The sequence below is a fragment of the Mesorhizobium sp. M0166 genome (assembly GCF_040322255.1).
In the GTDB taxonomy this organism is placed as follows: domain Bacteria; phylum Pseudomonadota; class Alphaproteobacteria; order Rhizobiales; family Rhizobiaceae; genus Mesorhizobium.
This window is the reverse complement of sequence record NZ_JAMYTD010000018.1, coordinates 50,634-65,171: the sequence shown is the minus strand read 5'-3', so window position 1 is coordinate 65,171 and position 14,538 is coordinate 50,634. Positions and strand designations below refer to the sequence as shown.

Annotated in this window: 13 protein-coding genes; 7 read left to right on the top strand and 6 right to left on the bottom strand. The window is 61.6% G+C overall.

The features are described from left to right. Nucleotides 1-9 precede the first annotated feature (9 nt). A complete protein-coding gene (locus NKJ46_RS20035) occupies nt 10-891 on the bottom strand; it encodes a DUF2182 domain-containing protein (protein WP_352666744.1) in 882 nt (293 codons plus the stop codon). A gap of 103 nt (nt 892-994) precedes the next feature. On the opposite strand from NKJ46_RS20035, the gene NKJ46_RS20030 reads away from it, so the two are divergent. Both NKJ46_RS20030 and hspQ read left to right on the top strand, forming a co-directional pair. Further along, entirely contained in the window at nt 995-2,203 is a 1,209-nt protein-coding gene (locus NKJ46_RS20030; protein ID WP_352666741.1) for a UbiH/UbiF family hydroxylase, read from the top strand. Nucleotides 2,204-2,411: 208 nt separating this feature from the next. Next, nucleotides 2,412-2,735 carry a heat shock protein HspQ gene (gene hspQ, locus NKJ46_RS20025; protein ID WP_023675043.1) on the top strand — a complete coding sequence of 108 codons (324 nt, stop codon included), beginning with the start codon at nt 2,412-2,414 and terminating at the stop codon, nt 2,733-2,735. Nucleotides 2,736-2,852: 117 nt separating this feature from the next. On the opposite strand, the gene NKJ46_RS20020 is transcribed toward hspQ, so the two are convergent. Then, nucleotides 2,853-3,482, bottom strand: coding sequence for an invasion associated locus B family protein (locus NKJ46_RS20020; protein ID WP_352491327.1), 630 nt, complete (start codon nt 3,480-3,482; stop codon nt 2,853-2,855). Nucleotides 3,483-3,711: 229 nt separating this feature from the next. Here NKJ46_RS20020 and NKJ46_RS20015 point away from each other — a divergent pair, with 229 nt between their 5' ends. Together NKJ46_RS20015 and NKJ46_RS20010 are read left to right on the top strand one after the other, a co-directional pair. Further along, complete coding sequence (locus NKJ46_RS20015) at nt 3,712-5,532, top strand: extracellular solute-binding protein (RefSeq protein ID WP_352666738.1); 1,821 nt, start codon at nt 3,712-3,714, stop codon at nt 5,530-5,532. Nucleotides 5,533-5,555: 23 nt separating this feature from the next. Further along, complete coding sequence (locus NKJ46_RS20010) at nt 5,556-6,233, top strand: DsbA family oxidoreductase (RefSeq protein ID WP_352666735.1); 678 nt, start codon at nt 5,556-5,558, stop codon at nt 6,231-6,233. Nucleotides 6,234-6,239: 6 nt separating this feature from the next. Here the strand turns inward: NKJ46_RS20010 and NKJ46_RS20005 are convergent, their stop codons facing one another. Continuing rightward, nucleotides 6,240-6,674, bottom strand: a complete 435-nt coding sequence (locus NKJ46_RS20005; RefSeq protein WP_352666733.1) for a hypothetical protein — start codon at nt 6,672-6,674, stop codon at nt 6,240-6,242. Between the two features lie 638 nt (nt 6,675-7,312). On the opposite strand from NKJ46_RS20005, the gene NKJ46_RS20000 reads away from it, so the two are divergent. Further along, nucleotides 7,313-9,202: an ABC transporter ATP-binding protein/permease gene (locus tag NKJ46_RS20000; protein ID WP_352666730.1), complete on the top strand. Its 1,890-nt coding sequence runs from the start codon at nt 7,313-7,315 to the stop codon at nt 9,200-9,202. Nucleotides 9,203-9,473: 271 nt separating this feature from the next. Continuing rightward, nucleotides 9,474-10,838 (top strand): magnesium transporter, encoded by a 1,365-nt coding sequence (gene mgtE, locus NKJ46_RS19995; protein ID WP_352666728.1) that lies wholly within the window; start codon nt 9,474-9,476, stop codon nt 10,836-10,838. 57 nt (nt 10,839-10,895) lie between these two features. Here mgtE and gor read toward each other — a convergent pair whose 3' ends face one another. The 3 genes from gor to rpiA form a co-directional block, all read right to left on the bottom strand. Beyond that, entirely contained in the window at nt 10,896-12,284 is a 1,389-nt protein-coding gene (gene gor / locus NKJ46_RS19990) for a glutathione-disulfide reductase (RefSeq protein WP_352666725.1), read from the bottom strand. Nucleotides 12,285-12,402: 118 nt separating this feature from the next. Then, on the bottom strand, nt 12,403-12,981 hold the full coding sequence (locus tag NKJ46_RS19985; RefSeq protein WP_352491320.1) for a DUF2059 domain-containing protein: 579 nt from the start codon (nt 12,979-12,981) through the stop codon (nt 12,403-12,405). Further along, complete coding sequence (rpiA, locus tag NKJ46_RS19980) at nt 12,968-13,699, bottom strand: ribose-5-phosphate isomerase RpiA (protein ID WP_352666723.1); 732 nt, start codon at nt 13,697-13,699, stop codon at nt 12,968-12,970. The genes NKJ46_RS19985 and rpiA overlap by 14 nt, the downstream gene beginning before the upstream one ends. A gap of 144 nt (nt 13,700-13,843) precedes the next feature. On the opposite strand from rpiA, the gene NKJ46_RS19975 reads away from it, so the two are divergent. Continuing rightward, complete coding sequence (locus tag NKJ46_RS19975) at nt 13,844-14,527, top strand: phosphoglycolate phosphatase (RefSeq protein ID WP_352471880.1); 684 nt, start codon at nt 13,844-13,846, stop codon at nt 14,525-14,527. Nucleotides 14,528-14,538: the final 11 nt, after the last annotated feature.

Here is a 14,538-nt window from a genome sequence, read left to right as displayed (position 1 = left end):
TCTCCCCCCTCATGCCGAGACTACTAGTAGCGCTGCTGCCCAGACAAGCAGTATCGCACCGCCCAACCGCGTCGGCAGATTGCCTGCCGTCTGTTTTTCGACCAGGCTGAACAGGCCGATCAGCGCCATCCAGAACACGTTCATCACACCGACCGCAAACATTACCAGCATCAGCGCCCAGCAGCATCCAAGGCACCACAGGCCCTGCTCCATGCCGAGCCGGAAAATGCGAATGGGCCTGGCGCTCCAGTTGGCGAACAGGACCGAGAACGGATTTCTGCACTTCTCCAGGCAGGCTTCCTTCAGCCAGCTGAACTGATAGAGACCAGCGATCGACAGCGCGGCTGCTCCGGCAATTCCAACCAGCGGATCGAGCATCTGCCCGGATGACGCGAATGCATGGATTGCGAGCGTCAGGGCAGCGAACATTGCCGAGGCGACAAGCCAGACGCTCAAATATCCAGCGACCAGGATCAGCGGATGGACGACCGGCTCCCTCTTGATCCGGGCGGTATCTGCGATCTCGCAATAGGTGCGGATCATCGGCGCCGCGGAGGGCAGCATGGTCGCGATGGCCATCAACAGCCACATCGCGGTGAGTGCCTCGCCTTGCGCGCCTAGGCTTGCGCGAAGCGGCGCCGGCGCAAGGCAGAGAGCGAATAAACGCGCAAGGAAATCCGGTAGCGGCAGTTGCGGCAGGTATTCCAGCACGGCAGCGCCGGGGAGCCGGCTTACGGCACCACGAACTGCCATTACGCCGAGAAGAAGCCAGGCAAGGGCGATGCCCATGCCGGCAACGACGCTCACCGCCAGTCGAGGGTTGCGCGCAACGCTCGCCATCGCGCGGCCGGTGCCGTCGAGGTGGCTGAAATCGTCTTGTTGGCCGGTCATGGCAACCGAATGGGCCGAATCGCCGCGTTGATCAAGCCGCATCACCTGACCTATATGGACCAACAGGTCGGACGGGCCTCACCTCGCAATCCGGAAGCCGAATTTGAACCATCGGGAAACAGCACGGATACTGGTCGCAGGCAGCGGCCCTGCGGGGCTGATCGCGGCGCTTGGCTTTGCCGAGGCGGGCTTTCCCGTGACGCTCGTCGGACCCGAAGCAGCCGGCCCCGATGGCCGGACGACAGCCTTGATGAACCCTGCCCTGAAGATGTTCGAACGGCTCGGGATCTTCGACGGAATCAGGTCGCACGCAGCGCCGCTCAAGGTGATGCGCATCGTTGACGCAACCAACCGGCTGATCCGCAGCCCGACAGTGACCTTTCGTGCCAGCGAGATCAACGAAGAGCAATTCGGGCTGAACTTGCCCAACAGCGTTCTCAACCGCACGCTAGCCGAGGCTGTCGCGCATTCGGGCATCGAATGGCGAAAGTCGATGGTGGAGGCATGGCGCCTCGATGCCGACCATGCCCATGCCGTTCTCGCCGATGGCAGCGAGGTTGAGGCGTCGTTGGCGGTTGGCGCCGATGGCCGTCAGTCGCCGGCCCGCGAGGCAGCCGGCATCCGCACCTCGGTCCGATCCTATCCGCAGGCGGCGCTGGTGCTCAATTTCGGTCACCGCAGCGATCATGCCTTCACCTCGACCGAATTCCACACCGAGACCGGTCCGTTCACACAGGTTCCCCTGCCCGGCAACCGGTCCAGCCTTGTCTGGGTGCTCGAACCCGATATCGCCAGGGACCTTGCAGCACTCGACGACGCCGAGCTTTCGGCGCGGGTCGAACAGCGAATGCAATCGATGCTGGGCCGCGTTTCGGTTGAGCCCGGCCGGCAGGTCTATCCCCTTTCAGCGGTGAGCCCGTGGCGGTTTGCGCATCGCCGCGTGGCACTTGTCGGTGAAGCCGCCCACGTGTTTCCCCCAATCGGCGCGCAAGGCCTCAATCTCGGCATCCGGGACATCGACGACCTGATTGGTACCGCAAGCAGAAACCGCTCGGACCCGGGCGCCGCCCAGGCGCTTGCAGCCTATGATTTCAATCGGCGGCCGGACATTCTGGCGCGCAGCAGCGCGGTCAATCTGCTGAACATGTCGTTGCTTTCCGACATGCTGCCGGCCCAGTTGGTGCGCAGCGCTGGCCTGGGCGCGCTTGAGGGGTTTGCGCCGTTGCGGGCGTTTTTCATGCGCGAGGGTCTTCGACCCGGCAGCGGTTTTGCGGCGTTTTTTGGCGGATTGCGAAAACCGGCTGCGCGATAGCGATCTTGGGCACCGCCCTTGATCCGCATCTTGGCATCAAGGGGATCGGGATTGAATTGACGCGGCGTCTGCGCCAAATAATGACGATGTCGACCGTAAGGTCTGGGCCAATCTTTGCCGGATTGGTGCGTAAGAGTCTAAAGTCCTGGAGCGTTTTCTTGCGTGTTTCAGGATGCGTGGCGTTCAAGAAGTTCAAGTGGTGAGTACGATGAAGACAGCCAAATTCTCGATCGGACAGGTGGTTCGGCACCGGCTGTTTCCATTCCGCGGCGTCATTTTCGACGTCGACCCGCAATTCGCCAATACCGACGAATGGTACGAGGCGATCCCCGCTGACGTGCGGCCGCGCAAGGACCAGCCTTTCTATCATCTGCTCGCCGAGAATTCCGAAACGGAATACATCGCCTATGTGTCCGAGCAGAATTTACTCGAGGACCGGTCGGGCGAACCGGTCCGGCATCCGCAGATTGGTGAAATGTTCGACAAGAAGCCGGACGGACGCTACGAGCCAAAGCACCAATTGCGACATTGACTTAGTCGGGATCGGGCTGGGACAGGCTTGAGACATGGCTTGACCCGACAAACGTCCGGTCCAAACGAAAAAAGCGGGGCATGAACCCCGCTTTTTGTTGGTTCGAAAACCCGTCGATCAGTTGGCGGCCTTCGCCTTCTCCTGCTCTTCCTTGAGCTTCTTGGCAAAATCCTGATTGTTCTTGGCGACGAAGTCCTGGAGCTTTTTCTGCCGGTCCTCGATGTCCGACTGCTGCAGCGGCGGGCCGTCGAAGGCGCCGCTGAAGCCGGTCAGCGCAATCTTGATCGGGTTCGGCTGGTTTTGGAAATTGACTGAGGTGAGCGTCAGCGCCGATCCCTTCTTGAAGGATGCGACGAGCTGATCGCTCAACGGGACTTCCGCCACGCAGCGATCCGGGAAACAGATCACATAGTCGAGCTTCTGCGCCTTGCCGCCGTCGATCTGGAGGCCGATGCCGGGAGGAACCAGACGGCCGGTCGGAACCGTCACCTGAAACACCTTGCGGTTCACCTTGCCCTTCAATTCGATCAGGCTGACGCCGGTGATGAGCTGGCCGTTGCCGGCGGTGGTGATGTTCTGGACATTGCAGATGTCGACGTCTTCCTGCTTGGTGCAGGCCTTGAACCAGCCTTGCGGAATCTGCTGTTGCTGCTGCGCGGAAGCAGCGGGAATCCCGGCGCCGAGAATGCCGACCACGCCAGCGGCCATGACCGACAGGCGGTACGCGTTGCTGTTCAGGCTCGTCATGTCGTGCATTCCTTTCAAATGATCCCGGAACCGGCTTTTTCCCGCCGTGTGGTCCAGCTACCTGTTGCCGAAATGAGGCAACAGAATGACTTCGGACGGCGTGTTACACTGCAAGCGATGCCGAATCCAGCCCGGGCCTCGCGAATCTTGGCCGACGGGTTGGTCAAGGGGTTGGCCGGTGCACGACCGGCTCATGTATGCTGCGCATCGAATCGGGAAGGAGACGGTCATGGGCCGCGTTGTCGTTTGGCTGATCGCCGCAATCTTGTTTGTCGGCCTTTCCCTGCAGCCGGCCCTGTCGGAACCGAAGCACGCGCTTGCCATGCAGGGCGAGCCGGCGATGCCGTCCGACTACAAGCATTTCAACTACGTGAATCCCGACGCGCCTAAGGGCGGCAGCATTACCTATTGCGTCGTCGGAAGCTTCGACAATCTCAATCCGTTCATCCTGAGAAGCCTGCGCACCACCGCGCGCGGCATGATGGATCAAGCCTTTGGCAATCTCGTCTTCGAGCCGTTGATGCAGCGCAACTACGACGAGGCCTTCAGTCTCTACGGCCTGCTCGCCGATACCGCCGACATGGATCCCGAGCGCAAGAGCATCGAATTCCACCTCGATCCCAGCGCAAAATGGTCGGACGGCGAGCCGGTGACGCCGGAAGACGTGTTGTTCACCTATGACGTCTTCACCGAGAAGGGCCGGCCACCTTACAGCCTGCGGATGAAAGCGATCGCCAAGCTCGAAAAGACCGGTGACCGCAGTGTGCGCTTCACCTTCAACGACAAGGCGGACCGCGAATTTCCGCTGATCATTGCGCTGACGCCGATCATCCCGAAACACGCATTCAACAAGGACACCTTCGACAGGACGACGCTGAAGCCGGTGATCGGCAGCGGGCCTTACACGGTGGCGCAAGTCGTGCCCGGCCAGCGCATCGTGTTCAAGCGCAATCCGGACTATTGGGGCAAGGACGTGCCGTCCAAGCGCGGCTTCGACAATTACGACCAGATCACCATCGAATATTTCCTCAACGCCAACGCCAAGCAGGAAGCGTTCAAGAAGGGCATCTGCGCCATCGACGACGACAGCGACCCGGTCAAACGCGAGCGCGATCTCGATTTTCCGGCCTTCCACAGGGGCGAGGTCATCGCCGAAACTTTCGATACCGGCATTCCGCCGGCGGTCAACGGTTTCCTGTTCAACACGCGGCTGCCGAAATTTTCCAACCCGGTCGTGCGGCGCGCGCTCGGCATGCTCTACGATTTCGAATGGGCCAACAAGAATCTGTTCGGCGGCAAATACACGCGCACAATGAGCTTTTGGCAGAATTCCGAGCTGTCCGCGCTCGGCCACCCGGCCAGCGAAAGGGAAAAGGCCCTGCTGGCCCCCTACCCCGGCCGCGTGCCCGCAGATGTCATGGACGGCACCTACAGGCCGCCCGTTACCGACGGCTCCGGCCAGGACCGCAAGGTGCTGAAGGCGGCATTCGAGCTGCTGAAGAGCGCGGGCTATACGTTGCAGGACGGCGCGATGCTCGATCCCGAGGGAAAGCCGTTCGGTTTCGAGATACTGACCGCCTCGCAGGATGAAGAGCGACTTGCCGCTATCTATCAGCGCACCCTTGAGAAGCTCGGCATCGATGTCGGCATCCGCAGCCTCGACGGTGATCAGATCCAGTCGCGCAAGCAGCGTTTCGATTTCGAGGTGCTGGTCGGCTCGACCGGTTTCAACAACTCGCTGTCGCCGGGTATCGAGCAAACCGGGCGCTGGGGATCGGCTGCCGCCAAGGCCGAAGGATCGTTCAACCTCGCCGGCGTCGCCGATCCGGCGGTGGATGCGGCGATCGAGGCGATGCTGAGAGCTCGCTCGAAGGAGGACTATGTCGCCGCCGTCCGCGTTCTCGACCGGCTGCTGATCTCCGGCAACTACATGGTGCCGACCCAGCACAACAACCAGCAATGGCTTGCCTATTGGAACTATCTGGAACATCCGCAAAAGACGCCCATATACGGTTATCAGTTGCCGACCTGGTGGCGCAAACCGAAGTGACCTCTTCAGAACAGGAGACCAAGATGAACGACGAGAACTCGATTACCGTCGATGTGGTCTCCGACGTGGTATGCCCCTGGTGCTTTATCGGCCAGAAACGGCTCGACAAGGCGATTGCCGCCGTCGTTATCGACGTTCACATACGCTGGCGGCCCTTCCAACTCGACCCGACAATCCCGCCCGAAGGCAAGAACCGCCGCGACTATATGGTGGCGAAATTCGGCAGCGAGCAACGCATCCGCGAAATCCATGCCCGGATCGAGCCGCTGGGCGAGGCTGAAGGCATCTCCTTCGCCTTCGACGCCATCAAGGTCGCGCCCAATACGCTGGATGCGCACCGTCTCATTCGCTGGGCCGGGACGGCCGGCGAGGCGGTTCAGAACCGGCTGGTGCGCCGGCTGTTCCAACTGAATTTCGAGGAAGGCGCCAATCTCGGCGATCATGCCGTGCTGATCGAAGCCGCCCGCGAGGCCGGCATGGATGCCTCCGTGGTCGAAACGCTTCTGCCGACCGACGCCGATGTCGAGGCGGTGCGCACCGAAATCGCCACCGCTTCGCGCATGGGCATATCGGGCGTGCCGTGCTTTCTGCTTGAAGGCAAATATGCGGTGATGGGCGCCCAGGACGCCGATACGCTTGCCGATGCACTCCGCCAGGTCGCCGCAGCCAAGGCACGCGGCGAACTGGAAACGGCCAACTGAGTCGGACTATTTCACCGTCACCTTGGCCTTGCTGACGAAAAAGCCATGGCCATGCTTGCCGGTGCAGGTCAATCCCCTGGTGGATGACTGGCAGGAAAACGGCCCCTTGCTCCAGCTATTGCCGTACGCCAGCTTGGTGACGTCGCCGCAGCAGCCTTGCTCGCCCGGATTCTTGATCAGCGTCGCCGGGCCTTTCGGGCCGAGGATGATGGTGACGTAGCTGGGCTCGACGCGCGAACAACTCAGTTCCGGTCCGCCATCCTGCGGCTCGTAGGTGCTGGTGCCGCCCTTCGGCGTGTAGATGCAGCCAATATTGCCGGACGGCGTGTTGAACTCGATCTGTCCCTCGGCGTTTGCGGGAACGGTCTGGCTGCCGGCATATGTCGGCGGCAGCCAGGCCAACATTGCGAGCATCGCCACAACCAATGTCCGTGCAAGCATGAAGAACTCCCCCGGTTCAAACCTTGATGCATCCGGGCAGGTTCGATCCGCAGCGCATCATTGTCAAACGCAGTTTGCGCGCGCTCTAAAAAAGTACGGTCTGATCGATGTTGGTCTGCATCCTGGACTGTAACGGCAAGTCAGTGCCTGGCCGATTACGGGGTCCTGACAAGGCGGCTTCAACCACGAATCATACGGTCACGTTCTGGCCGCCGACGAGGTCGGACCTGACTGTAAAGGCGGACTGAAGATCGGTTCAGGCTGTGAAGATCGACCGCTGGGCGGCGCTTCTATGTTCACAAAGCTGTGTGAAGACCTTCCCTAGGGGAAGGTCTCTACTTGCTCCGGCGCAGGCAAGTAACTACTTGAAATGGCGTTGGTATTCCACCCCTCGAAACGTAACGGCCTAACGCCGCGATCATTCATTCTGTTGCTCCACTGCAACGGCCCGCGAGCTAAGCCACCTGCGGCCGGAGAAAAGCTAATGGAAAATGATCAATTGGTGTTACTGTCCGTAACAAAAGAAAAATCGTTTGGGCGGGATAGTGATTCGGGTCGATAGACCAACGCGACATTCAATATCGGAAAAATGGCTCCGCGGTGCCGCAAGGCAGTCGCCCCTGACGCCCGTATCGTCGATGCGCAGCTTCTGGGGACTGGTGCGGGCCTACTGGTTCTCAGACCGCTGGATGGAAGCCTGGACGCTGACACTGGTGATCGCCCTGCTCACCGCGCTCTCCAGCAAGTCAGGCGTCTGGTTTGCCGTAGCATCCGGAGAGCTGGTCAACTCGATCGCCTTTTTCCACGATGCCGCAAACACCACCCCGCTTCAGACACTGCTGACCAATGCCGGGATACTTGTCCTCCTGGTCTTGCTCAAGGATGCGGGTTTTACCGGTATCCGCAGCCTGGTATCCGCAACTTTGCATCGCAAGTGGCGCGGCTGGCTGGACAGCCAGTTCAACGAAGCCCTGCTTGACGCCAATCACACCCATTTCCACGCTCAGCATGGCTCGTCAGGTGCCGCCGCTCCCGACAATATCGATCAGCGCATCCAGGAATCGATCAAGGATATGACGGGCGGAGCCATCGGCCTCGCGATGGGGGTTCTGGCCGTTGCTACTTCATTGTATTTCGTTGGCCAGCAACTGCTTGCGCACTCGGCGGAGGTCAAGGGGCTGGAGTTCCTCGGCAGCTATGGCAGCGCCGTTCTCGCCTTTCTGGCGGTCGCCACCTATGTGCCGTTGAACACCTGGATCGCGGTCAAGCTGGGCAGGCTGCTGGAACGGCTCAATGTCAGGATGCAGCAGGCCGAAGGCAGCTATCGCGGCGAGCTGATCACGTTCCTGCGCCGCAGTTTTCATGTCGCCGCATCGCAAGGCGAGAACGTGCAGAAGGCAGTGCACACCCAGCGCTATGTCGACATCGACCGCACCTGGGCGCGGCTGAACATCGTCAACACAGGCTACAATTCATTCGAGCTGATCTACAATTTCATCGGTGCCCGCATTGTCGCCTACGGGCCAGGCTTGGTTCCCTTTATCCATAACGGCTTCGATCTCAAGGGCTACATAACCGGCTCCGAGATGGTCAACTCGCTGATCAGTCAATGCTCGTGGTTCATCCACGTCATGCCTGCCATCGCCGCGCTGCGGGCCAACAGCCAGCGCGTCACGGAACTCGCAAACGCGATCGAAAACGTCCAGCACCCGCAGGAATTTTATCAGCAGACCGGCCGGTCCGACTTCCGCTACGACCGCCAAAACCCGGTCTTCGGCCTGACCATCCAGAAACTAGAGCTTGCGCATCAGGGCGAGGACGCAACGCCCTTCCTGAGTGCTGCAAATTTGCGCTTCCGGCGTGGCGAGTGGACTTTCCTCAAGGGCGAATCCGGTTGCGGCAAGACCTCGCTGATCAAGGCGATCAACGGCCTGTGGCCTTACGGCCGCGGCACCATCGTCTTCCCTGAAGGGGTCAGGAGTTTCTACGCCGCCCAGGAGGTGAAGCTGCAGCAGGTTTCACTGAGGCAACTGGTCTGCCTGCCCGGTTCCGAGCATGATTACGCCGACGTGCAGGTCGCATCCGCCCTGCACAAGGCCGGCCTCGGCGATTTCATCGAGCATTTGGCCGATGAGAGCCGTGAAGGAAAGATCTGGGACCAGGTTCTGTCGGGTGGGCAGAAACAGAAGCTGGTTGTCGCCCGCATCGTGCTGCAGCAGCCAGGATTGCTGTTCCTCGATGAAGCCACCGGCGCGCTCGACCCCGATGGACGGATCGCCTTCCACCAGGCGATCAAGGACAATTGCCCTGATGCAACTGTGATCTCGATCATGCATGAGGCGACGCCGCCGAGATCGCTCGCGGGCACCGAATTCTACCACAGCGTGGTTGCGATCGCCGACGGCGTCGCCACCAAGAAGCCGCTGGTTCCGAGCTTGCCGGTCGAGCTCACCACCATCCTCACGCAGCCGACGCGGCCGGCCGAGGACAAATGGCTGCGCTTTCCCCGCCGGCTGAAGCAGAGATAGCCGCGGTACCATTGCCAGCGTCCAGCCAGCCTGCCACGTCGCCCGATCACAGTCTCGCGATCCAGTCGGTTTGCCGCCGCTTTAACCCGCTCTCACGATTGACTCGGCAAGGCGCTCTCCTATGTTGCGCCGGCTTGCAGAATCTCAACTCGAACCCGCGAGCAGAAAGGTCACCGCGCCATGCCTGGCGACAGTCACAGTCGAACGCAACCGCCGTCCGCTTGACGTGACCTGACCGGCTCACGTCCTGCCGGACGGCAAGGAGTGAGCCATGAACGAGTTTTCCCCCGTTGCGGGCGGCGATGCCATCGCCATCGCCCGCGTGCTTGCCAACGAACACATCGCCGACATCGTCGAGGCCTTGAACCAGGAGCCCCGCGAGACGGCATCGGAGCTGCTTTGCGAGGTGCCGTTCGAGCGGCTGGTCGAGATCTTCGACCAGCCTGAACTCGACGGCGCAGCCGAACTGGTCGAGGCGCTGCCCCGCATCAAGGCAGGCAGACTGCTTGCCGCCATGTCGGTCGACCGTGCCGCCGACATACTGCGCGATCTGAACGAACCGGCTCGTTCCGAGCTGCTTGGTGGCCTGGCGCCACCGCTGCGCGTGACGCTGCTCGCCATTCTCGGCTACCCCGAGGGCAGCGCCGCCTCGCTCATGACGACCGAATATGTCAGCGTGCCGCCGGACTGGAGCGTGGCCCGCACTCTGGATTATATCCGCAAGGTGGAGCGGACGCGCGAAACTGTCTACGCGATCTACATCGTCGATCCGCAAACGCATGTCCTGTTGCGCTCGACCAGCCTGCGTCGACTGATCGCTGGCGAGCCCGACGAGCTGATCATGGCAATAGCGCCGGATCGTGCGCCTATCACCGTTTCACCGCTGACCGATAGTGAAAAGGTTGCTCAGTTGATCTCGAAATATGATCTGCTCGCCGTCCCGGTCGTGGACAACGGCAAGCTCCTCGGCATCGTTACCATCGACGATATTATCGACACGATGATCGAGGAAACGACCGAGGACGTGCATCGTTTCGGCGGCATGGAGGCTCTGGACGAGCCCTATATGAAGATGGGCTTTCTAGCGATGATCCAGAAGCGCGCCGGCTGGCTATGCGCGCTGTTTATCAGCGAGATGCTGACCGCCAACGCGATGCAAAGCTACGAGGGCGAGCTGGAAAAGGCGATCGTGCTGACGCTATTCATTCCATTGATCATGAGCTCCGGCGGCAATTCCGGCTCGCAGGCGACCTCGCTCGTCATCCGGGCGCTGGCGCTGCGCGAGATCGGCCTTGGCGACTGGTGGCGGGTGGCATTGCGCGAGCTGCCCACCGGCCTGGTGCTTGGCTCGATTCTTGGCGTGGTCGGCGTCTGCCGCATTGCGCTCTGGCAGTATCTCGGCTTCTACGACTACGGCCCGCACTGGCCGCTGATCGCAATGACGATCGGCGCCACGCTGGTTGGCATCGTCACCTTCGGCTCGCTGTCTGGATCGATGCTGCCGTTCGCCCTGAAGCGCATCGGCTTCGACCCGGCCAGCGCATCGGCTCCGTTCGTGGCCACGCTGGTCGACGTCACCGGGCTGGTGATCTATTTTTCGGTTGCGCTGGTGATCCTGCGCGGAACGCTGCTGTAAAAAACTCACGCACTTCCATCGCGGCAATTTCGTTGCCGCGATGGGTTTATTGTCGCGTCAGACGCGCTCTCCATCCTTCACCCGGTAAGTCGGCCTGTACATGGTGACGAGTTCTTCCGCCGCGGTCGGATGCACCGCCATGGTGCGATCGAAATCATCCTTGGTCAGCCCCGCCTTCAGGGGTATGCCGAGAAGCTGCGCCATTTCGCCGGCATCCGGCCCGAGGATGTGGGCGCCGAGGACCTTTTTCGAGGCGCCGTCGACGACCAGCTTCATCAGCATCTTTTCATCGCGGCCGGAAAGTGTGTGCCGCATCGGCCGGAAGGTGGCCCGGTAGATTTCAAGATCCGAGAAGCGTTTTGCCGCCTCATCCTCCGACAGGCCGACCGTGCCGATCTCGGGCTGCGAAAAGACTGCGGTAGCGATCGTGTCGTGGTCGGGCGCCGTCGGATTGTCCTTGAAGGCGGTCTCGACGAAGCACATCGCCTCGTGGATTGCCACCGGCGTCAATTGCACGCGGTGGGTGACGTCACCGATTGCCCAGATGTTGTCGATGTTCGTGCGGGAGTATTCGTCGACGTGGATTGCCCCGGTTTTGGTCATCTCGATGCCAACGCCTTCCAGGCCCATGTTCTCGGTATTGGGAATGCGGCCGATGGCGAGCATGACCTGGTCGACCGTCAGCACGGTGCCGCCGGTGACAAGCGCGTCGAGCCGGCCGTCAGGCCGCTTCCTGACCCACTCGGACACGGCGTGGCAGAGGATTTTTATCCCCTTCTTTTCCATCGTTTCGTGCAGCATACGTCTGAGGTCCATGTCGAAACGGCTGAGGATCTCCTTGCCGCGGTAGACCAGCGTCGTGTCGACGCCAAGGCCGTGAAAGATGTTGGCGAATTCGACGGCGATGTAGCCGCCGCCCTCGATCATGATTGCCTTCGGCAACTCCTTTAGATCGAAGGCCTCGTTGGAAAAGATACAGTGCTCATGGCCGGGCAATGCCGGATGCGGCGCCGGGCGCCCGCCGGTAGCGATCAGGATCTGGTCGGCGGTAACGGTGCGATCCTCACCGAGAAGATGCACCACATGCGGATCGACCAGGGTGGCGCGCGAATGAAAGACCTCGCCGCCGGCGCCCTGCACGTTCTTCTTGTAGATGGCCTCCAGCCGGCTGATTTCCCGGTCCTTGTTGGCGACCAGCGTCTGCCAGTCGAAACGCGCCTCAGGCACCGTCCAGCCATAACCGGCGGCGTCGGCGAAATGCTCGGGGAATTGCGAGGCGTAGACATAGAGCTTCTTCGGCACGCAGCCGCGGATCACGCATGTGCCGCCGTAGCGATATTCCTCGGCAATGCCGACACGCTTGCCGAGTGCGGCCGCGACGCGCGCCGCCCTCACCCCGCCGGAGCCGCCGCCGATGACGAAAAGATCGTAGTCGTAACCGGCCATGGCTGAACTCCTTGCCCCTCAAACACCGAGACAGGTAGGCTGCCGACTATCAAAAGAAAAGCCCGGACTTGCCGGGCTTTCTGGTCCAGTGTCGGTCAGGCCGCTCTGAAGTCCGCAATCAATTCGGTGTGGCGTCCGCGGGAGCTGCGCCGTCGGCCGGAGCGGTACCGTCGGCAGGTGCAGCCGGCGCCTTGGCATTCGCCGCTGCGCCCAGGGTCTCGCCGACCTGCTGGGCCAGATCGCGAGCCAGGCCGTTCTGCCAGATCTCGGCAGCCTTCACCAGTTCGCGCGTTACGATCGGGCCGTTATCGAGCAGCTTCTTGCCGGAATCGGAATTGTAGAAGGCGGCAATTTCATTGAGTTCCTTTTCCGAGAACACCTTTGCATAGGCGAGCGCTGCTTCCTTTTCCAGGTCGGCGCGGCGCGATGCCAGGACCATCGCCTTCTCGTTGATCGTCTTTGCGATCAGTTCCTGCATGTCCGGGTTCTTCTGGATCAGCTGCTGCTCGAGTGCCGCGGCCGCTTGCGGCAGGATGTTGTCGAATGTATCCGTCGCATGGATCGCCGCGACCGCGGCGCGCGCCGCCTTCAAATGCGCATCGGTGACGTCCTGCGAAAACGCAGGCGACGAAAACGCGAAAACGGCCGAGGCCGCCAGCATGGCAAAAAAGCGGCCAACCCGGTTATGCAACATCATGATCGGTAAAACTCCCTGATTTTCGGGCGGCATGGACGGTTTGGATGCCATCGCCGCCGGCTATAATGGCCGTTGATGCCAGCCCGATGAAAAGACCATGCTCGACCACGCCCGGAATGGCGTGGAGAGCATTCGAAAGCGCTCTTGTATCCGGAATGCGGCCAAAAGATGCATCGAGGATAAAATGGCCGCCGTCTGTAACAAATGGCTGGCTCCCCGTCATCCTCAATGTAACAGGGCCGGAAAGGCCAAGGTTTGCAGCCGCCGCGCCAACCGCAATTTCGGTGGCGCGCAGGCCGAACCGGTTGACTTCGATGGGCAGCGGAAAACGACCGATCATCTCGACCATCTTGGAGCTGTCGGCGATGACGATCATGCGGCCGGAGGCCGCCGCGACGATCTTTTCGCGCAGCAGCGCGCCGCCGCCGCCCTTGACCAATGTCAGTGCAGGATCGATCTCGTCGGCGCCGTCGATGGTAAGGTCGAGCTCGGGCGTTTGCTCAAGGGTCGACAGAGGCACACCAAGCTCGGTGCAAAGGACGGCGGTGCGCTCGGAGGTCGGCACGCCGATGACAGTCAGGCCGGTGGCGACCTTGTCGGCGAGCAGCCGTACGAACTCATCCGCCGTCGTGCCGGTGCCGATGCCGAGCCGCATGCCATCCGTGACATGGGCAAGCGCTGCTCGCGCGGCCTCAACCTTCAATTGCCTCGCATCCATGCCGGGTCCCGAGATTTGTTTCGGCGCTCGTAGCATTTTTGCCGGGCTGGTCAAAGGACCTTGCCCGCGGTGGATAAGCCGGCTTGCCTGAACGGGCCGCAGCGGTTATCGCCTGCCGGCAATCGAATCGTCACAGGACAGGCCATGACCCGACCGATCATCGTGTTCGACCTCGACGGGACGCTGATCGACACGGCGCCGGACCTGCTCGACAGTCTCAACCACAGCCTTGCCGCCAGCCAGCTCGCGGCCGTCGACGAAGCCGGCTTCAAGCGCTTCGTCGGCCATGGCGGCCGGGTGATGATCGAGCGCGCTCACGCAGCGCAGCATAGGTCACTGGCAGTGGAGGAGCACGACCGCCTGCTCAAGCTGTTTCTGGACCATTACACCGTTAACATCCCCGGCAAATCGCGCCCCTACCCCGGCGTCCCCGAGGCGATCGCACGGTTCGAGGCAGCCGGTTACCTGCTGGCCATCTGCACCAACAAATACGAGGCCAATTCGGTGGCATTGATCGAAGCGCTCGGTATGACCAGGCATTTCGCGGCGATCTGCGGCCAGGACAGTTTTCCGTTCCGCAAGCCCGACCCGCGCCATCTCACGCAGACCATCGCGCGCGCCGGCGGCGACCCGCACCGTGCACTGATGGTCGGTGATTCGCAGACCGACATCGACACGGCAAAGGCCGCCGGGATTCCTGTGGTGGCAGTCGATTTCGGCTACACCGACCGTCATGTGCGAGAGTTCGAACCGTCGGCGGTAATCTCGCATTTCGATTCGCTGACGCTCGATCTGGTCCAAGGGCTGATGGCCGCGGCAGAAGGCTGAAGCCGGGCCTC